This is a genomic window from Nocardia colli (assembly GCF_008704205.1).
Lineage (GTDB): Bacteria > Actinomycetota > Actinomycetes > Mycobacteriales > Mycobacteriaceae > Nocardia > Nocardia colli.
On sequence record NZ_VXLC01000018.1, the window covers coordinates 54,360 to 78,549 of the forward strand.

Sequence of the window (24,190 nt, forward strand, 5' to 3'; positions counted from 1 at the left end):
GTGACCGATGTGCCTCGGCATTCCCGGCCGGGTCGTCGAAATCCTCGACGGCTACCACAATCAGATCGCGCTGGTCGATGTCCAGGGTGAGAAGCGGAAGGTGAATATCGGTCTGCTGGAGGACGATCCGGCGCGGCCCGGCGACTGGGTGATCATCCACATGGGCTTCGTGCTGGAGAAGACCGACGAGGCCGGCGCGGCGGCGGCGCTGTCCGGGTTGCGCATGCTCGGGAGCGGTGAAGAACCATGACCGCGCACCGGTCGCGGCGCAAGGTGGTGGTGCGCGGCGTGGTGCAGGGGGTCGGCTTCCGGCCCTTCGTCTACACCACCGCCGCGGAGCTGGCGCTGTCCGGACGGGTGTCGAACGACAGTTCCGGCGTGATCGTCGAAATCGAAGGCGCACCGGCCGATCTGGACGAGTTCGTCCGCCGCATGCGGGAGAACCCGCCGCCGCTCGCCGTGGTCGAATCGGTCGAATCGGAGACCATTCCCCTGCGCGGCGGCACCGGCTTCCACATCGCAGACACCACCCGCGACGGCGCCGGCCGCACCCTGGCCTCGCCGGATGTCGCCATCTGCGCCGACTGCGCCCGCGAACTCGCCGACCCCGCGAACCGCCGCCATCGCCACCCCTTCATCAACTGCACCAACTGCGGCCCCCGCTTCACCATCATCGCGGCCCTGCCCTACGACCGCCCCCACACCTCGATGGCCGACTTCCCGATGTGCGCCCGATGCGCCGCCGAATACGCCGACCCCACCGACCGGCGCTTCCACGCACAACCGATCGCCTGCCCCGACTGCGGCCCCGCCCTCGCCTACACCGGCCCCGGTGATCCACTGACCGCCGCCCGAAACCTGTTGCGCGACGGCGGCATCCTCGCCGTCAAAGGTATCGGCGGCTACCACCTCGCTTGCGACGCAACCAATGAGGCCGCCGTCGCCGAACTGCGTAAACGAAAGCAGCGCGGCGACAAGCCATTCGCGCTAATGGTGCCCGACTTGGATACGGCTCGCGCGATAGTCGAGGTGGACGCCGCAGCCGCTGCCCTACTCACGAGCCCGGCGAGACCAATCGTGCTCTTGGCTCGCCGTGATGTCGCGAGTTCCGCTCCGGCGGCAGGCACCTCGCGGGCGGCAGATGACTCGCAGACGGTAGACAACTCGCAGACGGTTGACAACTGGTCCACGGCAGGTCGCCTGCCTACCGAAATCGGCACAGAGTCGATTTCGCCGGCGCGGCCAGGGTCCGAGTCCACCCAGCAGTCGGCACGGCTCGAATCGGCCGGGCCCGTCGGTCTGGCTGTGCCCGTAGGTCTGGCTGAGGCCGTCGGTCCGGCTGTGCCCGTCGGCTTGGCTGAGACGGGCCGGCCGGTGCACCGTCGGCCCGACGTCCGGATCGGCGTCGCGGGCAGCGCCGACCCTGTGCGGGAGGGGCGCGCAGTTCCGGACGCCCGCGGCGTAGGGTCCACGTTGCGCACTGAGCCTCCAGGTATGGCCCAGCCTGCACCGTTCACCGACCTCACGCTGGAATCGGACGGAGACGCCAGGCTCGCCGAATCCGTCGGGCTGTCCCGGCGAGCGAGGATCACTGGGTCGACCACAGCATCGGCGACAGCGCGGGAGGCGACCACCGAGCGCGACAGCCCCATGGTTCCGGGGCCCCACGGCGTGGGACACACGCAGTCCAGTGAGCCTTCAGCCATGGTCTGCCCGCAGCCGTCCACCGGTCTCGCCGCGGACCTGAAAAGCGATGCGGTGTTCGACGCACCGTTTGAGCTGTCCGGGGACGCTGAAATCGCCGCGCCCGTTGGCGCAGCGCACGTCAGGGCAGCGGACGGTCAGCTCGGCGTGATGGGCAGCGGCGTGCTCCCTGCGGCCTCGGTAGCGCCGGGCAATCCAGATCTGGGCGTCATGATCGCCTACGCGCCGTTGCATCTGCTGCTGTTCGGGCTGCCCGGGGATTCGCCGGGGCCGCGGGTGCTGGTCATGACTTCGGGAAACCTTGGTGGGGAACCGATTTGCTATGACGATGAGGATGCGCGAATCAGGCTTACCGGTCTCGCGGATGGCTGGCTTTCACATAACCGGCGCATTCTCGTCCCTTGTGACGATTCAGTGGTTCGGCTGGTCGACGGGATCGAGCTGCCCGTGCGCCGCTCGCGTGGCTATGCGCCGTTGCCGCTGGCGCTGCCCATCCCGATGCCTCCGACGCTAGCTGTCGGTGCCGATCTGAAGAACACCTGTGCGGTGGCGGATGGGCGGTATGCGTGGCTGAGCCAGCACATCGGGGACATGGACGACCTCGCCACGCTTCGTGCGTTCGGTGACGCAGAACATCACCTCGAGCAGCTGACCGGCGTCGAGCCGATCCAGATCGTCGCCGATGCGCACCCGCGCTACCGGTCCACCGCATGGGCGCAGCGCAATGCGGGGGACCGGCCGGTGCGTCTGGTGCAGCACCATCACGCGCACATCGCGTCGGTGATGGGGGAGCACGGATTAGGCGCGGCGGCAACGGTTCTCGGCATCGCGTTCGACGGCACCGGGTTCGGCCCGGATGGCGCGGTGTGGGGTGGCGAGGTACTTGCCGCGGGATACAAGGGTTTCCGGCGGTTGGCGCGTCTGAAGTACGCGCCGTTGGCGGGTGGTGACGTGAGCGTGCATCGTCCGTATCGGATGGCGCTGGCACACCTGTGGGCGGCGGGTATCGAATGGTCGGATTCGATACCGTCGGTGCGGGCCTGCCCGCCGGCCGAACGTGCCGTGCTGAGACATCAATTCGAGACCGGTCTCGGCTGCGTGCCGACCTCCAGCATGGGCAGATTGTTCGACGCGGTGTCGTCGCTGGCCGGTGTCCGGCACGTGGTGGACTACGAGGCGCAGGCGGCGATCGAGCTCGAAGGGCTGGCGCGCGGCGTATCGGACGAGGCTGGGTACCGATTCGAGATAGCGACCGACGAGCCCGCGCTGCTCGACCCGGCTCCGGTTCTCGCCGCGGTCATAGCGGATGCGGCACAAGGCGTTCCGGCCTCTGTGATCGGCGCTCGCTTCCACGACGCGGTCGCACACCTGATTCTCGAACTGGCGGTGGCCTATTCGACACCGTCGACCCCGGTCGCCCTCTCCGGCGGCGTCTTCCAGAATGCCCTGCTGCTCTCCCGCGCACGCGGCCTGTTGCAGGACAACGGCTTTCACGTCATTTCCCACCGCAGGCTGCCGCCCAACGACGGCGGGCTCGCGTTCGGGCAGCTACTCGCGGTCAGCGCGGGATGAGGAAAGGAGTCCAACCATGTGCCTGGCCGTACCAGGAAAGGTGCTCGACCTGCAGGAACGTGACGGCACCCTGATGTCGACCGTCGACTTCGGCGGCGTGCACAAAGACGTGTGCCTGGAATACATCCCGGACGCCGCGATCGGCGACTACGTGGTGGTCCACGTCGGCTTCGCCATCCAGCGCCTGGACGAGGAATCGGCGCTGGCGACGCTGGCCGAATTCGAACGCCTCGGCGTACTCAACGAGGAATTCGGCGACGGCTTCGCGCTCGCGGCCAAACAGGCCGGTCTCGCCGATCCCACCGCACCAGCCCAACCAGATTCAGAGGTGACGTCATGAAGTATCTCGACGAGTTCAGCAATCCGGACCTGGCCGCGAAGCTGCTCGACCAGATCCGCGCGGTGACCACGCGGCGCTGGGCGATCATGGAAGTCTGTGGCGGGCAGACGCATTCGATCATCCGGCACGGCATCGACCAACTGCTGCCGAACGAGATCGAGATGATCCACGGTCCCGGCTGTCCGGTGTGCGTCACCCCGCTCGAGGTGATCGACAAGGCGCTGGCGATCGCCGCCCGCCCCGGGGTGATCTTCTGCTCGTTCGGCGACATGCTGCGTGTGCCGGGCAGTTCGAAGGACCTGTTCCACGTGAAGAGCGAGGGCGGCGACGTGCGCGTGGTCTACTCGCCGCTGGACGCGCTGAACATCGCCCGGGACAACCCCGACCGCCAGGTGGTGTTCTTCGGCATCGGCTTCGAAACCACCGCTCCGGCCAACGCGATGACCGTTTACCAAGCCAAACGCCTTGGCATCGAGAACTTCTCGCTGCTCGTCTCGCACGTGCTGGTGCCGCCCGCGATCGCGGCGATCATGGAATCGCCGAGCTGCCGGGTGCAGGCGTTCCTCGCCGCCGGACACGTGTGCAGCGTGATGGGCACTGAGGAATATCCGCCGCTGGCCGCGAAATACAAAGTGCCGATGGTGGTTACCGGTTTCGAGCCGCTCGACATCCTGGAAGGCATCCGCCGCACGGTGATTCAGCTCGAGGCGGGCAAATTCGAACTGGAGAACGCCTATCCGCGCGCGGTGCAGGCGGCGGGTAACCCGGCCGCGCGGGCGATGCTGCGCGACGTCTTCGACGTGACCGACCGGGCCTGGCGCGGCATCGGCATGATCCCGCAGAGCGGATGGAAGCTGTCCGAGCGCTATCAGGACTACGACGCCGAGCTGCGGTACTCCGTCAGCGACATGCACACCGACGAATCCTCGATCTGCCGTTCCGGCGAGGTGCTGCAAGGCCTGATCAAACCGCACGAGTGCGCCGCGTTCGGCAAGGAGTGCACGCCACGGAACCCATTGGGCGCCACCATGGTTTCCTCCGAGGGCGCGTGCGCGGCCTACTACCTGTACCGGCGTCTGGACTTGCCCGCGGAGGTGGCTCATGCCTGACGAGACGGTCGTCAACGGGGCGACCATCGACATGGAGAGCTGGGTCTGCCCGATGCCGCTGCGGGACTCGCCCAACATCGTGATGGGCCACGGCGGTGGCGGCGCGATGTCCGGCGAGCTGATCGAGCACCTGTTCCTGCCCGCCTTCGGCGCCGCCGCGGACGCCGGGCTCGGCGATTCCGCGGTGGTCACCCTCGGCGGCGTGCGGCTCGCGTTCTCCACCGACTCGTTCGTGGTGAAACCGCTGATCTTCCCCGGCGGCTCGATCGGCGACCTCGCGGTGAACGGCACGGTCAACGACCTCGCGATGTCCGGTGCGCGCCCGATGGTGCTGTCCACCGCGTTCATCCTGGAGGAGGGCACCGCGCTCGCCGACATCGCGCAGGTCGCCAAGGCGGTCGGCACGGCGGCGCTCGCGGCCGGCGTCACCCTGGTCACCGGCGACACCAAGGTGGTCGATTCCGGGCACGGCGACGGCATTTTCATCAACACCGCGGGTATCGGGCTCGTGGACGAGGGCGTCGACATCCGGCCGCAGCGGGCGCGACCCGGTGACGTGGTGATCGTCAGCGGCGACATCGGCGTGCATGGCGTGGCGGTGATGAGCTGTCGCGAAGGGCTCGAATTCGGCACCACCGTGTGCAGCGACACCGCGCCGCTGAACGGCCTGGTTGCCGCGATGCTCGCCACGGGCGCGGACCTGCACGTCATGCGTGACCCCACCCGGGGTGGCGTGTCGGCCACGCTCAACGAGATCGCACGGGCCGCGAAAGTCGGTGTGGCACTGGATGAACGGAAGCTACCGGTGCCCGCCGCCGTGCGTGACGCGTGCGGTCTGCTCGGGCTCGACCCGATGTACGTCGCGAACGAGGGCAAGTTGGTCGCCTTCGTCGCACCGGAGGAAGCGGACATGGTGCTGGCCGCGATGCGCGAGCATCCGCTCGGCTCCCGGGCCGCCGCCATCGGCGTCTGCGTCGTGGAACACCCCGGCATGGTGGTCGCGCGGACCGCGCTGGGCGGCACCCGCGTGGTCGATCTCCCGGCGGGGGAGCAGTTGCCCCGAATCTGTTGAGCCAAGGTCGCCCGGTGACTCGGCGTCGATAGCTGGGGCGAGCGGTCGCCCCGGAGCTGTCGCGGTGGCACTCGCGCTGTCGATCTCCTCGCGGGGAGGTGCCTCCGGACCTGGTGAGATAGAGGGGAATCGAACGCGTTGCGAGAGGAGTCCGCGATCGAGCGGGTCGAGAGTGGTACGGAGATCTTCGCCAGGTACGCCTACGCGCCGAACCGGCTCGGGTTCTGCGGCCCGCCCGAGGCCGTCGCGCTACGCGGCGGCACCGAGGCCGATGTGCGTGCAGTGGCCAAGCAGTTCTCCGGCGCCTGGCCCTACTTGCGGGTGATGTCCAGGCTCACCGGAATCGCCGATCCGCTGGATCGCCGTCTCGTCGAGTCGTATTGGCTCGGCGGCGGAGTGTGCGCCGACCTCGACCCCGATGTGTTCACGGCCGAGCTACTCGCCGTCATCGGTCCACTGGCCGGCCACTACTGGACCCATCTGACCGCTGACCTCGCCGGCGAGGCGGCCGCCAACCACTGCTTCCATGTACTCGGCGTGTACCCATGGACCCGGTTGCTCGGCAAGGGGAAGAGCAACCATCCGGTACAGGTCCTCGACGGCTGTCGCATCTCCTGGGGCACCGTAATCGACTGCGTGGGAACCGATATCACGCTGAGCCGGAGCGAATTGGTTTGGGACGGACACGCATTGAGCATGGCGGAACCCACAAACCAGCACGCCGAAATCTGGACCGACGGCTACTCGGCCGTCCCCGACGTGACCCCCGGCGATCAGGTCGCCGTGCACTGGGGTCGCCTGTGTGGCCGGTTGAACCCCAGCCAGCTCCGAAACCTCCAGGCCAGCACCGCTCGTCAACTTCAGGTAACCAACGAGCGGCTGGCCGGACCGTCAGCTCGCGACACCTGAGGGATTGTCGATGACGTAGCGCCACTGCCCGTCGGCGCCGCGTCGGACAATATCGGTCGCAGTTCCGCCCAAATCGATCTCGCGTCCGTCGGGACCGGTGCCTGTCAAGGACCAGTCGATCACGAGCAGCGCGATGTCATTTGCGACAACTGCTTGGCGCAGTGCGGCTTTCATGGGGACGCCCAAACCCATGAAGTCGGCCAGGGCAGCGGAGCGATCGGCTCCGGTGACCGGATGCCCGGGTTGGGGGACCACAACAGCGTCAGGTTCATAGAGCACGTCGAGCGCAGCAAGATCACGCGCATTGAACAACTCGACCCAGCGTGCGACATGCGCAGCCAGGTCGGCGTGTGTAGGCCCCGCATCGTGATTAGTCGTCATGTTCAACCAGCGTATCCACGCCCCAGGATCCGCACCACAGCCAGTCGGCCGGTGATGGCCCGCCGAGGTCAGTATGTCGGCCTCGTCAGGTCGTAGACCGTGACTTTTCCGATGTTGCCCGAGTCGCACTGGGCAGCAACCCAATCGGCGATTTTCCCGTTTCCGGACGGCCGCTCGAAGAGCGTATCCCTCTCCCGAGCCTCGCACCCCAGTTAAGCATCCAGAAGAAGCATAAGAGCCACCAACGGACACGGTGAAAGCTCCACTCACACACTTCCGCGACCAAATCCCGTTGACCATGAACACGAGCGGGTTATGACAGCGGCCTTACTCGCGCGTTGCCGCAGCGATGTCCCGTTGATCGTGAACGTGGTCGGTGAGTGGGACATGGGGGCGGCTCTACTCGTGCTTTGCCGCGGCGATGTCCCGTTGGGTGTGGGCGTGGTCGGTGAGTGGGACATGCTGGTGGTTCTACTCGTGCTTTGCCGCGTTCATGTCCCGTTGGGTGTGAAGTCGGCGCTCGTTAGGTAGCGCTGGCCTCGAGGGGGCGGGATGTGCGCTCCTTCTCCGGGTCCGCACCTCTGCGGGGTGCCCAGAAAGGGAGTCCCGCTTCGAAAACCGTCGTCTCCATCCTTGAGCGTGGGGTGGTTCATGATCAGGGGGACTGGGGTAAATGCGCCTCTCGACGAATGCCGACTTCGGTTCCCTGATCTTGATCGTGCACTGAGTATCGAGATCAGATGCTGCGGCTAGCGGCGTTTGGTGACCTGCACGCCTTGGCCGGGGTGCCAGACCTCGACGATCAGTAGTTGTTGCTCCTGGTCCACGCTGGTGAGCACGGCGGCGGTGAGGTCGAGGCGGAAGGCGTGGTCTTCGCCGGTGGGGTCCGCGCCGGCCGCTGCCCGGTCCGCCGGATCGGTCAGTTCGATAGCGACGCCGGACACTTTGGCGTCGCCCTCGGACGGGTGCGCATGAATCGCACAGCGACCGTCCCGCCGAAGGTCTCGTACTTTCTGCGCGTTGGGCATGGATCCGAAGACCAGGTCCGCGCCGTGGAACGCCACTTCCGAACCGCTGACCCGCGGCGACCCGTCGCGCCGAATCGTTGCCAGCACATGACTCTCGTGTAGCTCGAACCGCCGCTTCACCGCCGCCGCCAGCTCCGGAGCCTCGTTTTCGAAATCGCGCCAACTAGCCACGCACCCACTATTCCACCGCCCACCGACACAATTCTGGCTGATGACCAACGGGACATGCGGGCGGCAAAGTGCGAGTGCGCGCACCGGCATGTCCCGTTGATCGTGGGGGGCACCGCTGCGGCGAGACAGTGGGCTCCTGGTGCCGAGGTCTGCAGTCTCTCTGGTGAACTGAGCCCGTTTTGGCGCAGGCGTGCGGGTCAGGGGTGGGTGGGGGTGGTGAGGTCGTAGACGGCGACGTTGCCGATGTGGACCGAGTCATAGTGGGCGGCGACCCAATCGGCGATCTCCTTGTTTCCGGATGGCCGCCACAGGCCGGGTTTGGTCGGCGGCTGGTTGGGTGCGGTTGTCGGTTGGCCGGGGTCGGGGATGATTCCGGGTTGGTCCGCGACCTTCCAGGAGTCGGGGAGTTGTACTTCCTGGGCGAGGTAGTAGGTCACCTGGTGGGTGGTGACGAGGTGTTCGAAGTCGGGGAGGGTGGGGACCGGGTCGTCGGAGGTGAAGCCGCCGATGGCGATTACGGGGGTGCGGCTGTCGAGTTCCAGGCCGGCGGCGGTGGAGGAGCGGTCGACGGCGGCAGACCATTTGGTTGTGGTGTTGCGGAGCAGCTCGGATACCTGGGGTTCGGTGGAGCCGTCGAGGAATGCGGTGACGGCGCGGCGCATTTGGTTCGCGGGGCCGGGCTTTTCGGGTCTCGCCGGTCCTACGGACGGACCTCCGCCCGTGTGTTCCTGGGGCAACGTGGCGGCCGCGTAGGCGGTGGTTCCGCCGAGTCCAGCCAGCAGGCCCGCGATAACCAGCACCGATGTGGCCCGGGCGCGCAGTCGACGGGACACGGCAGGGAAGGCGGTGGCGAGCAGCCCGAGGGCGGCGAGCACTGATACCGCGAGCAAGGTCCAGCGCAACCACGGCAGCCAGTCGGCATTCCGGTTCAGCAGTACGAAGGCCCAGACCCCGGTCGCGAGAATCATTGCGGCGGAACCGATTCGACCGAATACCTCAGAGCGCCGCCGCCAGACCTCGTGCACGCCGATGGCGAACATCCCCGCCACCGCCGGGCCGATGGCCAGTGTGTAGTAGGCGTGCATGCCGCCCTTCATGGTGGTGAACGCGATCCCATCGATGATCAACCACAGGCCGAAAACCAATGCCGCACCACGAATTTGGTCGGTGCGCGGCGCGCGCCACCGAGAAACCAATACGACGACGAACGCCAACAGGGCGGCGGGCAACAACCAGGAGATCTCGAAGCCGATCTCACCGGTGAACAGCTTCCAATGCCCCGATCCGCCGAAGCCACCGAACCCGCCGAAACCGCCACCGCCGAGATTGCGCGGCATTTCGTAACCGGGCGGCAGTTCGAAGCGATTGCCGCCGCCTCGATGATTCTGACCGAGGAAACGCGCGAATCCGTTGTAGCCCAACACTAAATCCATAAAGGTGTTATTGGTCGACCCGGCCAGGTATGGACGTGACGAAGCAGGCCACAAAATAGTAAGCAGCACATACCATCCGGACGAGACGATCAGTGCCGCGGCAGCACCGGTCAAGTGCCACAACCGATTCCGCAGTGTAGTCGGGGCGACGATGAGGTAGGCGATACCCAACGCGGGCAGCACCATCAACCCTTCGAGCATCTTGGCCAGAAACGCGAAACCGAGCGCGACCCCGGCCAGCATCAGCCAGCGCGGGCTCGCGTGCTTCAGCGCTCGAATGGTGCAGTACGCACCGGCGGTCATGAGCAGCACCATCACGGCGTCGGGGTTGTTGAACCGGAACATCAACGCCACCACCGGGGTAGCGGCCAGCACCCCCCCGGCGAGCAGTCCGGCGCCGCGGCTGTCGGTCGCGCGGGTGACCGCGGCGTAGGTCAGCGCGACGGCGCCGACGGCCATCAACGCCTGCGGGATCAGCATGCTCGCGCTGCTGAAGCCGAACAGCTGACCGGACAGCCCCATTACCCACTGGGAGACGGGCGGCTTGTCGACGGTGATGAAGTTGCCGGGATCGAGGGAGCCGAACAGCAACGCCTTCCAGTCGCGGGAGCCCGCCCAGGTGGCGGCGGCGTAGAAGTTGTTGCCCATGCCGTTGACGGTGATGTGCCATAGGTAGGCGGCGGCGGTGCCGATCAGGAGCGCGACGAGTCCCACCCGTTCCCAGCGGCGGGCCGGTGGCAAGCCCGTCGGTTCGGGAGTGTCGGCGGTGTCGGTCGCATCGGGCAGGGCCGGGTCGGCGCTGATCGTGGTCACTGCAGGAGCATGACCGGCGCAGCGGTGAAGGCGCTGGGCGCTCGCTGGCAATGTGCTGTGAACGCCGCGGACGCGCGAACGGCCGCCCGGATCACCGTGCGGCCGTTCGTGTGTCGAGCTCGGCTAGATCTTGCGGATCACCGTGACGACCTTGCCGAGCACCTGTGCGTCATTGCCGGGAATCGGTTCGAACACCGGATTGTGCGGCATCAGCCAGACATCCTTACCGGTGCGCTTGAACGTCTTCACCGTGGCCTCGCCGTCGATCATGGCGGCGACGATGTCCCCGTTGTCGGCGACGTTCTGCTGCCGCACCACCACCCAGTCGCCGTCGCAGATCGCCGCGTCGATCATCGACTGGCCGACGACCTTCAGCAGGAACAGCGAACCCTCGCCGACCAGTTCACGCGGCAGCGGGAACACGTCCTCGACCGCCTGCTCGGCCAGGATCGGGCCACCGGCGGCGATCCGGCCGAGGACCGGCACGAACGTCGGCGTCGGCCGGCTCGGATCGACTGCGGCGCTGTCGGATTCGTCCACCGCGGCGGCGTGCAGGCTGGTGACCGCGCGCCCTACCTCGTCGAGGCCGCGGACGTCCACGGCGCGTGGACGATTCGGGTCGCGTCGCAGAAAGCCCTTGCGCTCCAGCGCGCGCAGCTGATGCGCCACCGAGGAGGTGGAGGTCAGCCCGACGGCGTCGCCGATCTCGCGGATGCTGGGCGGGTACCCGCGCTCGCTCACCGAAGACCGGATCACGTCCAGCACTTTGCGTTGACGCACGGTGAGATCCGCTTCGGTAACCGCCGTGTCGACGCCGCCTTCGCTCTCTACGCCCGTGTCGTCTGTGTGCCTCACCGCAACCGCCCTTCCTTGCTGTGTCCGGGCTGATCCGCCGCCCGGCATATCTGTGCATGGCCTGTCCTGAATTTCGTCTTTCGAATCTAGTCCGGTCGAGCCGATGTTTCAAACATCTGTTCGAGAGTGTCGGGCGTTTCCTGCTGACATTGTCGGTGGCACGTGGTAGAAATCGAACATCAGTTCTTCGAACACCTGAGCGAACAATGCATCGAAAAGCGGCACTGAACAGCGGTACCGACCAGCCCGACCGGTCCGCCCAGCTCGAACACCCCAGCTCGAACACAGACGGAGCACCCACCACGGAGGTTTGTCCGATGAGCACTGCGATCAGCGACATCAACACGGAAATCGGTACGACCGGTGCGGAGCTCGCGCCCCGGGTCGACGACGTCCGTGAGATCGATACTCGCGTGGTCGACCCGCGCGAGATCGGTGCGGCGGAGATAGATCTCGCCTTCGAAACGGTCCCGCGGGTGCATCGGGGCACCTTGCGCACGCGGACACTGGATTCCACCCATCGATCCACCGTCGACCGGCGTCCGCGCAACGCGCGGCCCGGTGGCGGGGTGGTCGTATACGACCGTGGCACACGCACTTCGACCGTGCGCAAGCCCAGCGGCGCGCATCCGGGTGAGCTGGTCGAGCAGGCGCAGGTGGGATTCGCCGTGCTGGCGGTGGCCGCGCTGATGAGTGCGTTCGTGGTGGTCGCGCTCATCACGCTGGCGCACCTGCGGGCAGGGGACTGGGGTGGCGACACCTCGACGAGTACGGTGCCCGCGGTGGTCGACGGTCAGTCGGCGCCTGTCGACGTTGTGCCCGGAAGTGTGCTGCCGCAAGGTGATATCGCGCCGCGCTGATCGCGGGGGTCTGCTCGTAGCCCCCATCCGCCTCGTGAATCTTGTCGAGTAGCGGGCTCGACGCCCGACTTGCCGGCCGATCGCGAAGTGACCGAATTTGTTGATCGTCGACTAGAACATGTTGCTAGTGTGCTGAAAACGTGATCTGGCAAGGATCTTTGCCAGACACGACCTTGGCCCATCGACGAGTTCGGGACAGCTAGCAATGACGCATCTCGCCCCCGCACGCCCTACCCGGCTGCTCGCCCGAATCCTCGGGCTCGCCCTGTGTCTCGTCTTCGGGTTCGCCTCGATCCCGGCGGCCCAGGCGGCACCCGTTTACGCGCAGTATCTGGACCTGCCGTCGGTCAACGGTGACGGCGCGGGCGGCGGCGGCCTGAATCCGGCTCTCCCGCTGGACGAATCGACCCTGGCCACGGCCCTCGACGAAGCCCGCGCCGACGGCGTGCCACCCCGCCGGTACGCGACCCTGCTGCATCAGTACTGGCTGGTCGTCGCGACCCGTAACGCCGCCATCGACCTCGCGGCCTGGGACCCGGCGCGCGGCGTGCACGCCAACGAGCGCACGTTCAGCCAGGTGTACGTCAACTATCTGCGGCTCACGACCCAGCACCCGGAGTTCTACTGGGCCGGGCTGGCCGGCATCGCGGGCGGCTCGTTCGCCTCCGGCTTCTTCGACATGAGCGACGTCGGCGTGGTGCTCGACGTGCCGGGCATCCATCAACTCGGCAACGCGGTGGCCGACCTGTTGCGCGGCACCCCACCGGAACTGGTGCGCGAACTACCCGCCGACATCCGCCTGCTGGCCGCCGAGGGCTCACGGCTCACCGCCGAGGACGTCGCCTGGTACCAGACCCGGCTGATGATCATGCAGAAGCACATCTTCACCGACCTGGTCCCGATGCACGAGGCGTACGTCGCGCTGGGCATGCGGGGCATCGACGAGATGTACGACGCGGGCGTGCTCGACACCGACATCCACACCGCGTGGCAGTCCATCGCCGCGGGCACCCGCGACGGCAATATCGACGCGCTGATCCGGATGACCGACCGCGAGCAGAATCGGGTGATCGCCGATCAGTGGGACGCGACCTCGTCCGGGCGCGCCCCGATCGGCCGTGTTCTCACCTATGTGAGCACCATCGCAGGCAAACCCGCCGTGCCCGGCGTCCGTGCCCCAGGCGTGTTCGCCCCGGCCACCGTCCGCGCTGACCTCGGCGGCCGCACCCTGGCCCTGCGCACGCCGCTGCCCGACTTCAACTGGGCCGATCGCGACACCCGCTGGACCTACATCACCGGCGACCTGGTCCCGCGCCATATCGATATGGAACTGAATCCCGCGCTCGGGCCCGCCGTGCTCGGCGAGTCGTTCTGGAACAAACTCGCCCGTGGCCGCCTGATTCCGCGGCTGCCCGAGCTCATCGCGGACCTGACCTCGCAGTGGCAGGTCGTCGAATAGTCCGGCCGGACGCGGCGATTGCGGGGGCATCGCCCACCGGTAAAGGGTGAGTGGGACAACCCGAGTACCCGGACGGGTATCCTCGAAGTGCTATGCAGGTATTCCGCATATCGCCTGAGGTTTACCTGGTGCCGGGGTCTAGGCCCCTGTACACGTGCTCGCCGGGACGGTCACCCCGATCGGTTGCCGGGCCGGCCGCGAGCGCGCGCATCGACGAAGGATCTCCCGGATGCATTGCCCGTACTGCCGACACCCCGACTCCCGGGTGGTGGACTCGCGCGAGGCCGACGAAGGCGCGGCCATCCGCCGCCGCCGCGCGTGCCCGCACTGTGGGCGGCGGTTCAGCACGGTAGAAACCGCGATCCTGTCCGTGGTCAAACGCAGCGGCGTCACCGAACCGTTCAGCCGGGAAAAAGTCATCCGCGGCGTGCGTCGCGCCTGCCAGGGCCGCGAGGTCGACGACGACGCACTGAACCTGCTCGCGCAGAAGGTGGAAGACGCCGTGCGCGCCAAGGGTTCCCCCGAGGTGCCCAGCCACGAGGTGGGCCTGGCCATCCTCGGTCCGCTGCGCGATCTCGACGAGGTCGCCTACCTCCGGTTCGCCTCCGTCTACCGGTCCTTCACTTCCGCAGCGGATTTCGAGCGCGAGATCCAGGAGATGCGCAGCGCGCGCGAGGCCGCGGCGGTCGCGGTCGAATAAGCGGTCAGCGGCGGACAGCGGCGATCGCGCGTTCGATGCGCTTGACGGACACCGGGTATGGGGTGCCGAGCTTCTGGGCGAACAGGCTGATCCGGAACTCTTCGATCATCCACCAGATCTCGGTGACGGCCGGGGCGTTGCGGCGGTTCTCCGGCAGGGAGTTGACCAGGCGGTCGTAGGCGGTGAGGGCTCGGTCGAGTTCGATCATGCCCTGCCGGTCGCGGACTGCCGAGCCGGGCAGCGTCTCCAGACGGACGACGGCGGCCTGCAGGTATCGGGGGAGTTCGCGTAACCGGGTGCTGCCCCATTCGGAGACGAAGCCGCGGAAGACGAGGTTGTCGAGTTGGTCGCGTACGTCGTCGGCGATGTCGTGTTCGGAGGTCTCGGCCAGGGCCGCCGAAACCCGGTGTGCCTCAGCCAGAATCGGCACGACCAAGCGGACCAGTTGGGCCACAGCGGAGACGAAGCCGGGGCGGATCTCGGCGACCAGTGCGGTGAAATCGTCCGGGTTGTGTACCGGTCCGCCCGCGGCGGCGATGAGCTCGTCGGCGGCCGCGGCGCGGCAGTCCTCGATCAGCGCGTCCAGCGAGCCGTACGGATTCTGGGTCAGCGCAAGACGATCCGTGGGACGCAGGCTCGACGTGACCGCGCGGACCGAGGTCGGCAGCGCGTTCAGCACTAGCGTGCGGGTGCCGGCGCGCATCGCGGTGGCTTGTGCGGCAGGGGAACTGAGCACCCGGACGGCCACGCCGTCGCCCTCGGGGACGAGTGCGGGATAGCCGGTCACGGTTTGCCCGGCGACCTCGCGGCGGACCGTCGGCTCCACCGTGCCGAGCGATTCCGACGTCCATGTCACTGCGGGTGCTCGTTCGGCGCCCGCGGTCGCGCGGGCGACCGACGCGGCAACCTGTTCGGCCAGTTGGGTTTTCAGCGCTGGGAGGCTTTTGCCCCGGGCCAGCACCTTTCCTGCGGTGTCGACGGCCGCGAAGGTCATCCGCAGATGAACCGGTAGTGCGGCAGTGTCCAGGTCGGTCGGGTCGATGGTGATCGACCCGAGGCGGGACAGTTCCCGCGCCAGCCCGATGCGCAGTGGTTCCGCGCGCGGGGTGAGGGCCGCCAGTGCCGCTGCCGCGAAGTCCGGGGCCGGAACGACGCTGCGCCGCAACGCCTTCGGCAGCGTCTTGATCAACGCCGCGGCCAGCTCGTCGCGCATGCCCGGCACCAGCCAGTCGAAGCCGACGGCCCGCACATGGGCCAGCTGCTCGACCGGGATGCGGACGGTGACACCGTCTTCCTCGTTGCCGGGTTCGAACTGATAGGTGAGCGGGAAGCTGAGTTCGCCCTGTCGCCAGGCATCGGGGAACGCGGACGGATCCAGCGCCGCGGTGCCCGCATTGACCACCGTCGAGGTCGAGAAGTCCAGCAGGGCCGGGTCTTTGCGGCGCGCGCTCTTCCACCAGCTGTCGAAATGCCGCACGGACACGATGTCGGCGGGCAGGCGCTTGTCGTAGAACTCGAACAGCACCTCGTCGTCGACCAGGATGTCGCGGCGGCGGGCGCGGTGCTCCAGATCGGCGACGTCATCGATCAATTCGCGGTTGCGGTGGAAGAAGTCGTGGCGGGTCTGCCATTCGCCCTGCACGAGTGCGTGTCTGATGAACAGTTCGCGCGACAGCTCCGGATCGATCCGGCCGTAGTCCACCTGCCGGCCGGTCACCAGCGGGATGCCGTACAGGGTGACGCGCTCGTAGGCACTGGCCGCGCCGCGTTTGGCCGACCAATGTGGTTCGGAGTAGGTGCGTTTCACCAGATCCCCGGCCAGCCGCTCGGCCCACTCCGGCTCCACCTTGGCCGCCATCCGCCCCCACAGCCGCGACGTCTCGACCAGCTCCGCCGCCATCACCCAGCGCGGCGGCTTCTTCGCCAGCGACGAGCCAGGGAAGATCATGAACTTCGCGTTGCGCGCCCCGAGGAACTCCCGCGACTCCGCCTCCCGCAGCCCGATATGCGACAGCATGCCCGCGAGCAGAGCCTGATGAATGCCGACGGAATCCCAAGGCATGTCATCGGATTCGACCGCCGAGCCACCAGCCGCCTGCCCGCGCCCGCGCTTCGAGCCACCGGCTCGACCGCCGCGAGACGCGTTGGCGTCCTGCTGGCCAGCTCTCCCGGCCGAGGCCCCGCCTCGGGTGCCTTCGCCAGTCCGTTGCCCTTCGGCCGACAGCGTACGGCGAGCGCCATCTTCGGTGGCCTGCTGTGAGCCGGGCTGTCTGTCTGGTGCGTTGTTGCGGCGTCCGCGGCCACGGCGCGAACCACGGCCTGGCTGCTCCGATGCGCGCGTCGGGTCGTCTGCTTCGTCGGAGCGGCCCGGCCCGCCGTCGGCCGACCAGCCGAGTCCCCTGGTGATGGTGCGCAGCTGGCCGTGCAGGTCCTGCCATTCCCTGATGCGCAGGTAGTGCAGGAATTCCTCGCGGCACATGCGGCGGAACTGGTTGGATGACAGCGACTTTCGTTGCTCGTTCAGGTAGTCCCAGAGGCGCAGGTAGGCCAGGAAGTCCGAGCCTTCGACGATGAATCGTGCGTGTCTGGTGTCGGCGGCTTGCTGGTTGTCGGCGGGGCGTTCGCGCACGTCCTGAATCGACAGTGCCGCAACGATGATCAGCACCTCGGCCAGATTTCCGCTGCCGTGCGCCTCGACCAGCATGCGGGCCATGCGCGGATCGACCGGGAGTTGCGCCATGTCGCGCCCGATCGGGGTGAGTGTGAGTCCGGCGTCGGATTCTGGGTCGTTGCCTGTCCGGCGGCCCAGTGCGCCGAGCTCTTCCAGCAGCGCGATGCCGTCGCGGATCGCCCGCTTGTCCGGCGCCTCCACGAACGGGAAGTTCTCGATATCGCCCAGCCCGAGCGAGGTCATCTGCAAGATGACGGCGGCCAGGTTGGTGCGCAGGATCTCCGGTTCGGTGAACGCGGGCCGCGATTCGAAGTCGTCCTCGGAGTACAGCCGGATGCAGATGCCGTCGGCTACACGGCCACAGCGACCGGCCCGCTGCCGCGCCGAAGCCTGGGAGACGGGTTCGATCGGCAGCCGCTGCACCTTGGTGCGCATCGAATAGCGCGAAATGCGTGCTGTCCCAGGGTCGACCACGTACCGGATGCCCGGCACGGTCAGCGAGGTCTCCGCGACGTTGGTGGCCAGCACCACCCGGCGACCGGTGTGCGAGGCGAACACCCGATGCTGTTCGGCGCTGGACAGGCGTGCGTAGAGCGGCACGATCTCGGTGCGCGGCAGTTTCAGATCGCGCAAAGCATCGGCGGTGTCGCGGATTTCGCGTTCGCCGGACAGGAACACGAGCACGTCCCCGTCGCCCTCGTCGAACAGCTCGGCGACCGCGTCGCCGATGGCGTCCACCGGGTCGCGGTCGACCACCCGGGTGTCCTCGTCGTCTTCGTCGTCGGCGCCGGGCAGCTCCAGCGACAGCGGCCGATAGCGCAACTCCACCGGATAGGACCGGCCGGACACCTCGACAATCGGTGCGGGAGTGCCGTTCTCGTCGGCGAAGTGCCGGGCGAACAGCTCCGGGTCGATGGTCGCCGAGGTGATGATCACCTTGAGATCGGGCCGGCGCGGCAGCAGCTGTTTGAGGTAGCCGAGCAGGAAGTCGATATTGAGACTGCGTTCGTGCGCCTCGTCGATGATGATCGTGTCGTAGCGGCGCAGCAGCCGGTCGCGCTGGATCTCGGCGAGCAGGATGCCGTCGGTCATCAGCTTGATGAGCGTGCGGTCGGAGGCGTGGTCGGTGAACCGGACCGTGTAGCCGACGACGTCGCCCAGTTCGGTGCCGAGCTCCTCGGCGATGCGTTCGGCGACGGTGCGCGCGGCCAGCCGGCGCGGCTGGGTGTGCCCGATGGTGCCGCGGATGCCGCGCCCGAGTTCCAGGCAGATCTTCGGGATCTGGGTGGTCTTGCCGGAGCCGGTCTCGCCGGCCACGATCACCACCTGATGCTCGGCGATGGCCGCAGCGATGTCCTCGCGGCGCTGGGTGACCGGCAGCTGCTCGGGGTAGCGGATCTCCGGCACGGCGGCCCGGCGCGCGTCGATGCGGAGCTCGGCCGCGGCGATCTCGGCCTCGACCTCGCCGAGGTCGCCACCACGCGCCCGATCGAGCCGGCGGCGTAGCCGGTATTCGTCGCGGAGGGAGAGATTCGCCAGGCGGGTGCGGAGCTCGCGGGGGCCGGTGTCAGCTGTCCTGGTCATTGCATTCATAAGCGTAGCGAAGGGCGGCAACTGGTATTTCCGTCAGGCGGCCCGACCGGGTTGCCGACAGTGTGCGGACTGTCCGATTTCCCGGGTCAACCGGGGTTGATATGCGAAGATCGGGCGATGGACGCCGAATCGGGCACGGCTTGGGTGTATCGCGGTCTGCGGATCGCCTTCGGTGTGCTCGGCGTCGTCGCGCTGGTGTGGATCCCGCTGCGCAATCTGCACGAGACGGCGTTCTCCACCGGAAACTACTTCAGCTACTTCACCATTCAATCGAATGTGCTCGCCGTGCTGGTGCTGCTGATCGGCGGTCTGCGCGACCCGGACAGTCATCGCTGGGAGGTGCTGCGCGGCGCGAGCGCGCTGTATCTGCTCATCACCGGCGTGGTGTACGCGGTGCTGCTGGCCAATATCGATGTGATGCTCACCGATCGCTGGATCAACGACATCCTGCATCGGGTGATGCCGATCGTGCTGGTCGCGGACTGGGTGCTGGTACCGGCCCGGCAGCGGCTGACCCTGTCGCCGCGCCTGGTCAGCCTGTGGCTGATCTACCCGTTGATCTACGGCATCTACACCCTCATTCGCGGCCCGATCGTCGATTGGTACCCGTATCCGTTCCTGGATCCCCGGCAGCAGGGCTACGTCTCACTGGCCATCGGCTTGATCGTCCTCACCGCTGTCTTCACCCTCCTGGCCGTGGCCATAGCGGCCGTCGGCGGGCTGGCCCGCCGTCGCACGCCATGACCTCGCCGAACGGGACCTCACCGAGGCGCGTCTCGATGTTTGCCGCGGCCAGGTCCCATTCGCTGCTCGCGGAGACGTGTTGATGGCCATACGGGTCATCGGGCACGATGGCATTCGGCCTGGTGAGGCCGGTTTTACGGGGATTGATGAGCAGGTAGCCCTAGCGGCGCGATTCGGAGGGCGACACCTTCCTCCGGTAAAGGTGGACACATGAACTCGCTATGGCATGGATTTGCCGACATGGGTGCGGTCGAGCGGGACGGCGCGTTCGTCGTCGCCCGGGGCGAGGGCGCCTACATCTACGACGCCGACGACAACCGCTACCTGGACGCGACGGCCGGGCTCTGGTTCACCAACGTCGGCCACGGCCGCGGCGAGATCGCCGACGCGGTCGCCGCGCAGCTGCGCCGGATCGCGCACTACTCCAACTTCGGCGACTTCACCGAACCGGCCACCCAGCAGCTCGCCGAGCGGCTCTCGGCGATGGCGCCGGTGCCGGGCAGCAAGATCTTCTTCACCTCCGGCGGCTCGGACTCGGTGGACACCGCCGCCAAGCTGGCCCGCCGCTACTGGCACGAGCTCGGCAAGCCGGACAAGACGATCGTGGTCGGCCGGCAGAAGGCTTACCACGGCATGCACGTCGCGGGCACCGCGCTGGCCGGCATCCCGGTCAACCGCGAGGGCTACGGCGAGTTCATGGCCGACGCGCGGACCATCGAATGGGACGACCCCAAGTCGCTGCTCGCTCTGATCGAGGAGATCGGCGCCGACCGCATCGCCGCGTTCTTCTGTGAGCCGATCATCGGCGCGGGCGGCATCTACCTGCCGCCGGACGGCTACCTCGCCGAGGTGCGCCGCATCTGCCGCGAGCACGAGATCCTGTTCGTGGTCGACGAGGTCGTCACCGGCTTCGGCCGGATCGGCGGATCGTGGTTCGCCTCGTCCCGCTTCGACCTGGAGCCGGACCTGATGACCACGGCTAAGGGCCTCACCTCCGGGTACGTTCCGATGGGCGCCGTGTTCATCGCGCCGCACATCGCCGAACCGTTCTTCGCCGGCGGCGTCTGGTGGCGGCACGGCTACACCTACGGCGGGCACGCGGGCGCCGCCGCGGCCGCGCTGGCCAACCTCGACATCGTCGAGCGGGAGAACCTCTTGGACGAGGCGGCCCGGCTGGAGGCCACGCTGCACGCCAAGCTCGCGCCGCTGGCCGAGCACCCGCGCGTCGCGGAGGTGCGCAGCGGGCTCGGCGCGGTCGCCGCGGTTCAGCTGGTCGATCCCGCCGAGGGCCTGCCGATGGTGAAAACGTTGCGCGCCCACGGTGTTTCGAGCCGCGCGGCAGGCCAGGGCGCGATGCAGATCTCGCCGTCGTTCGTGATGACCGACGAGCAGGTCGACGAGCTCGTCGAGGGCTTCACCCGCGCGCTCGGCTGATTCCCGCACGCCTTTTGATTTCCGGCACGCCTTTTGATTTCCCGCACCGAGAATTGCATGCGAATCTCGGTGCGGGAAATCAGAAGTGGTGCGGCGCACGGCGTGCGGCTCAGAGGGGGCGCGTCATGAAGTGGCTGTACGGGTCGGGGGCGTAGTCGCCGAAGGGTTCGCAGAACTCGAAACCGTGTGCGGCGTACAGCTTTTGGGCGGGGATGAAGAACTCGGGCGTGCCCGTTTCCAGGCTCATCCGTCGATATCCGCGCGCCTTCGCCTCGGTGAGCAAGTGGCGCAACAGGATCGAGGCGACGCCGCGGCGTTTGTGCGTCGCGGCGGTGCGCATGGACTTGATCTCGGCGTGCTCGTTGTCCAGGCGTTTGAGCGCGGCGCAGCCGGCCAGGGTGTCGCCGTCCCACCCGCTCCAGAAGGTGATCTCCGGCCGGCGCAGGGCGTCGAGGTCCAGGGCGTGCATGCTGTCGGCGGGGGAGTGCCTGGCCAGTTCGGCCACGTGCTCGGTGAGCAGGACGGCGATCTCCGGTCCGGAGAGGTCGTCGACGACGATGCGCAGGTTCGGCTTCGCGGCGGTGACCGGGACGTCCGCGGTAGCGGACTGGTCGGTATTTCTAAGCATCCGTCCATGATGCATTCCTCCGTGGGTGAGCGCGCACTCGACGGATTCCGATCGAACAGGCTTTACTGAGAGGGCACCTGCCCGCACTTGCTCGGCGGACACCGTTGTCCGGCCAGGGGGTATGAATCATGAAGCTCGCCAAGGTCACCACGCTGGCAGCGGGCATTGCCCGCCGCGCCGCCGACGAAACCTATTACGCCGCACTGGCGGTGCGCGCGGGGCTGGTGACCCCGGAACGGCCGGATCGGCTGGCCAAGATCGGCGCGGCGGCCTATCGATTCGGCATGCTCGGCGCGATCGCCACGCTCGCGGCCCAGCGCTACCGGGATCGCATGGCGATCATCGACGAACTGGGCTCGCTCACCTTCCGTGAACTCGACGACCGCACCAGCGCGCTGGCCAACGCCTGGCGGGCGCGCGGTCTGCGCGACGGCGAGGTCGTGGCGATCCTGGCCCGCAACCATCGCGGCTTCCACTGCGCGGTATTCGGCGCGGCCAAGTGCGGTGCTCGAATCGTGCTGCTCAACACCGATTTCGCGGGCCCGCAGCTGCGTGAAGTGGTGGCCAGGGAGGGCGCCGATCTGCTGGTGTTCGACGAGGAATTCGCCGACGTGCTCGGCGATCTCACCCCACCGCGCGGCCGCTATCGCGCCTGGGCCGAGCAGCCCGGCGTCGACACCCTGGACAATCTGATCGCCGGCGCGGCCCGCACCACCCCGCGGCGCGCCACCACCACCGCGAAGGTGGTCCTGCTGACCAGCGGCACGACCGGCACGCCGAAGGGCGCCCCGCGCCGCGAGCCGACCTCGCTGGCCCCGCTCGGCGCGATCCTCGACAAGGTGCCGTTCCGGGCCCGCGAGATCACCGAATGCCCCGCGCCGCTGTTCCACACGCTCGGCTTCGCGCATGTGTTCATCGCGCTGGGTTTCGGTTCGACGCTGGTGCTCCGGCGCCGCTTCGACCCGCGGGCCGCGCTGGACAGCTTGGATCGCAATCGGGTCACCGCCTTGGTGGCCGTGCCGGTGATGTTGCAGCGGATGCTCGATCTGGGGCCGGAAGCTCGTGCGGGACATGACTTCTCCGCGCTGCGGATCATCTTCGTCGCCGGGTCGCAGCTCGGTGCCGAGTTGTGTGTCAAGGCGACCGACGCGTTCGGTCCCGTGGTCTACAACCTGTACGGCTCCACCGAGGTGGCCTACGCGACCATCGCCACCCCCGCTGACCTGGCCGTCGAGCCGGGATGTGTGGGTCGCCCGGCGGCGAGCGCGACGGTGAAGATCCTCGACGAGAACGGTGCGGAGCTGCCGACGGGGCAGACCGGAAGGATCTTCGTCGGCAACAACTTCCAGTTCGAGGGGTACACCGGCGGCGGCGACAAGGTCCGCGTCGGCAACCTGATGTCCACCGGGGATGTCGGCCACTTCGACAGTGCGGGAAGGCTTTTCATCGACGGACGCGACGACGACATGATCGTCTCCGGCGGCGAGAACGTCTTCCCCAACGAGGTCGAGGAACTGCTCGCCGCGCATCCGGCGGTCGAGGAGGTGAGCGCGTTCGGCGTGCCCGACGAACGCTACGGGCAACGGCTGCGCGCGGTAATCGTTGTGCGGGAAGGGCATTCGCTCATCGAGGACGAGGTGCGCGAGCACGTCAAGGCGCATCTGGCTCGCTTCAAGGTGCCGCGCGATGTCTTGTTCATCGATGAACTGCCGCGCAACCCGACCGGGAAGGTGCTCAAACGCGTGCTGCGCGAGCTGTGATCAGCGCTGCCCGTCACGGGCGAACATGCGCCGCAGGAACCCACCCGGCGGACGCAGCGCGGCCCGCAGGCCGCTGGCCGGTGGCACGCTGATCAGGCCGCCGCGCCGATGCAGGACGCAATCGATGACCGCGTCGGCGACCGCCTCCTGATCCGCGAGCGAGCCCGACGCGACCGTGCTGACGATCACGCCCCGGCCGGACAGCTCCTGATCCAGCGCCGCACCGAGACCGACCACGCCGTGCTTGGTCGCGCAGTACACCGCGACGCCGAGCGCCGCGGTCACCCCGGCCGCGGTGCCGATGTTGACGATCTGCCCGTGCCCCTGGCTGACGAATCGTTCTGCCGCCAAACGGGTTCCGATGATCACCGCGCGCAGATTGACATCGATCTGCAGATCCGACTCGGCCTCCGACTCCGCGAGGAACGGCCCCGACGGCATGACGTCGGCCGCGTTCACCACCACGTCCAGGCCGCCGAGTTTGCGTTCGGCACAGGTCAGGAAACTGCCGAACCGCGCGCTGTCGGTGATGTCGAGCGCCAGCCCGAGCACCGTGCCGCCGTGGGCTCTGGCGAGTTGATCGGCGGCCGCGCGCACCGCGCCCACGTCCACGTCGCCGATGACGACATCGGCCCCCTCCACCAGGAACGCCAGCGCGGTCTCGCGTCCGATGCCGTGCGCACCCCCGGTGATCGCGACCCGTTTGCCAGCGAGTGTCTTCCGAGACATATGTTTTCGCCTGCCTTTGTCTCGTTCAAACGCTAGATTGTCGCTGGACGGCCCTCCATGCGATATCGGGTCAGGGCATTGCGCAATCCGGCCAAGCGGTGCAGATCGAACCGGTCGGACGGTTTGTTCGATGGTCCGAACCCCTTGGGAGAGCGGAACTTACGATCTCCGGCCAGAAACCTTGCGCAATTCGGCCATAGCAAGCAACGATGGACGAGTGGCCTC

At 67.8% G+C, this 24,190-nt stretch carries 19 protein-coding genes; 12 read left to right on the forward strand and 7 right to left on the reverse strand.

Annotated features, from left to right (window positions below; all coding sequences use genetic code 11):
- Positions 1-7: 7 nt before the first annotated feature.
- The 6 genes from F3087_RS32185 to F3087_RS32215 all read left to right on the forward strand — a co-directional run bounded on the left by F3087_RS32185 (position 8) and on the right by F3087_RS32215 (position 6,706).
- Positions 8-250: a HypC/HybG/HupF family hydrogenase formation chaperone gene (locus tag F3087_RS32185; protein ID WP_150405869.1), complete on the forward strand. Its 243-nt coding sequence runs from the start codon at positions 8-10 to the stop codon at positions 248-250.
- Entirely contained in the window at positions 247-3,276 is a 3,030-nt protein-coding gene (locus F3087_RS46825) for a Kae1-like domain-containing protein (protein WP_223885507.1), read from the forward strand. The genes F3087_RS32185 and F3087_RS46825 overlap by 4 nt, the downstream gene beginning before the upstream one ends.
- Before the next feature lie 16 nt (positions 3,277-3,292).
- Positions 3,293-3,616 (forward strand): HypC/HybG/HupF family hydrogenase formation chaperone, encoded by a 324-nt coding sequence (locus F3087_RS32200; RefSeq protein ID WP_150405870.1) that lies wholly within the window; start codon positions 3,293-3,295, stop codon positions 3,614-3,616.
- Positions 3,613-4,725: a hydrogenase formation protein HypD gene (gene hypD, locus F3087_RS32205; protein ID WP_150405871.1), complete on the forward strand. Its 1,113-nt coding sequence runs from the start codon at positions 3,613-3,615 to the stop codon at positions 4,723-4,725. The genes F3087_RS32200 and hypD overlap by 4 nt, the downstream gene beginning before the upstream one ends.
- The gene (hypE, locus tag F3087_RS32210) at positions 4,718-5,797 is read left to right on the forward strand and encodes a hydrogenase expression/formation protein HypE (protein ID WP_150405872.1); all 1,080 of its coding nucleotides are present in this window, start codon (positions 4,718-4,720) and stop codon (positions 5,795-5,797) included. Before hypD ends, hypE begins: the two co-directional genes overlap by 8 nt.
- A gap of 138 nt (positions 5,798-5,935) precedes the next feature.
- Entirely contained in the window at positions 5,936-6,706 is a 771-nt protein-coding gene (locus F3087_RS32215) for a DUF6390 family protein (protein ID WP_223885508.1), read from the forward strand.
- Here the strand turns inward: F3087_RS32215 and F3087_RS32220 are convergent.
- The 4 genes from F3087_RS32220 to lexA all read right to left on the reverse strand — a co-directional run bounded on the left by F3087_RS32220 (position 6,689) and on the right by lexA (position 11,312).
- Positions 6,689-7,087, reverse strand: a complete 399-nt coding sequence (locus F3087_RS32220; protein WP_150405873.1) for a YybH family protein — start codon at positions 7,085-7,087, stop codon at positions 6,689-6,691. The genes F3087_RS32215 and F3087_RS32220 overlap by 18 nt on opposite strands.
- Positions 7,088-7,836: 749 nt before the next feature.
- Positions 7,837-8,286, reverse strand: a complete 450-nt coding sequence (locus F3087_RS32225) for a pyridoxamine 5'-phosphate oxidase family protein (RefSeq protein WP_150405874.1) — start codon at positions 8,284-8,286, stop codon at positions 7,837-7,839.
- Between the two features lie 197 nt (positions 8,287-8,483).
- Positions 8,484-10,532 carry an ArnT family glycosyltransferase gene (locus tag F3087_RS32230; protein WP_150405875.1) on the reverse strand — a complete coding sequence of 683 codons (2,049 nt, stop codon included), beginning with the start codon at positions 10,530-10,532 and terminating at the stop codon, positions 8,484-8,486.
- Positions 10,533-10,655: 123 nt separating this feature from the next.
- Entirely contained in the window at positions 10,656-11,312 is a 657-nt protein-coding gene (gene lexA, locus F3087_RS32235) for a transcriptional repressor LexA (protein WP_446430531.1), read from the reverse strand.
- Between the two features lie 392 nt (positions 11,313-11,704).
- On the opposite strand from lexA, the gene F3087_RS32240 reads away from it, so the two are divergent.
- The 3 genes from F3087_RS32240 (at position 11,705) to nrdR (ending at position 14,406) form a co-directional block, all read left to right on the forward strand.
- Positions 11,705-12,247 (forward strand): hypothetical protein, encoded by a 543-nt coding sequence (locus tag F3087_RS32240; protein WP_150405877.1) that lies wholly within the window; start codon positions 11,705-11,707, stop codon positions 12,245-12,247.
- Positions 12,248-12,452: 205 nt separating this feature from the next.
- Entirely contained in the window at positions 12,453-13,706 is a 1,254-nt protein-coding gene (locus F3087_RS32245) for a hypothetical protein (RefSeq protein ID WP_150405878.1), read from the forward strand.
- A gap of 229 nt (positions 13,707-13,935) precedes the next feature.
- Positions 13,936-14,406: a transcriptional regulator NrdR gene (gene nrdR, locus F3087_RS32250; protein WP_150405879.1), complete on the forward strand. Its 471-nt coding sequence runs from the start codon at positions 13,936-13,938 to the stop codon at positions 14,404-14,406.
- A 4-nt stretch (positions 14,407-14,410) separates the two neighbouring features.
- On the opposite strand, the gene hrpA is transcribed toward nrdR, so the two are convergent.
- Entirely contained in the window at positions 14,411-18,661 is a 4,251-nt protein-coding gene (gene hrpA, locus F3087_RS32255) for an ATP-dependent RNA helicase HrpA (protein WP_150405880.1), read from the reverse strand.
- A gap of 126 nt (positions 18,662-18,787) precedes the next feature.
- Between hrpA and F3087_RS32260 the strand changes: the two genes are divergently transcribed.
- Together F3087_RS32260 and F3087_RS32265 are read left to right on the forward strand one after the other, a co-directional pair.
- The gene (locus F3087_RS32260) at positions 18,788-19,414 is read left to right on the forward strand and encodes a Pr6Pr family membrane protein (protein WP_150405881.1); all 627 of its coding nucleotides are present in this window, start codon (positions 18,788-18,790) and stop codon (positions 19,412-19,414) included.
- Positions 19,415-19,624: 210 nt separating this feature from the next.
- Positions 19,625-20,848, forward strand: a complete 1,224-nt coding sequence (locus F3087_RS32265; protein WP_150405882.1) for an aminotransferase family protein — start codon at positions 19,625-19,627, stop codon at positions 20,846-20,848.
- A 109-nt stretch (positions 20,849-20,957) separates the two neighbouring features.
- On the opposite strand, the gene F3087_RS32270 is transcribed toward F3087_RS32265, so the two are convergent.
- Positions 20,958-21,476: a GNAT family N-acetyltransferase gene (locus tag F3087_RS32270; protein WP_150405883.1), complete on the reverse strand. Its 519-nt coding sequence runs from the start codon at positions 21,474-21,476 to the stop codon at positions 20,958-20,960.
- A gap of 128 nt (positions 21,477-21,604) precedes the next feature.
- Here F3087_RS32270 and F3087_RS32275 point away from each other — a divergent pair, with 128 nt between their 5' ends.
- Positions 21,605-23,236, forward strand: a complete 1,632-nt coding sequence (locus F3087_RS32275; protein WP_150405884.1) for an acyl-CoA synthetase — start codon at positions 21,605-21,607, stop codon at positions 23,234-23,236.
- Here the strand turns inward: F3087_RS32275 and F3087_RS32280 are convergent, their stop codons facing one another.
- Complete coding sequence (locus F3087_RS32280; protein ID WP_150405885.1) at positions 23,237-23,965, reverse strand: SDR family NAD(P)-dependent oxidoreductase; 729 nt, start codon at positions 23,963-23,965, stop codon at positions 23,237-23,239. It lies immediately after the preceding gene.
- Positions 23,966-24,190 lie beyond the last annotated feature (225 nt).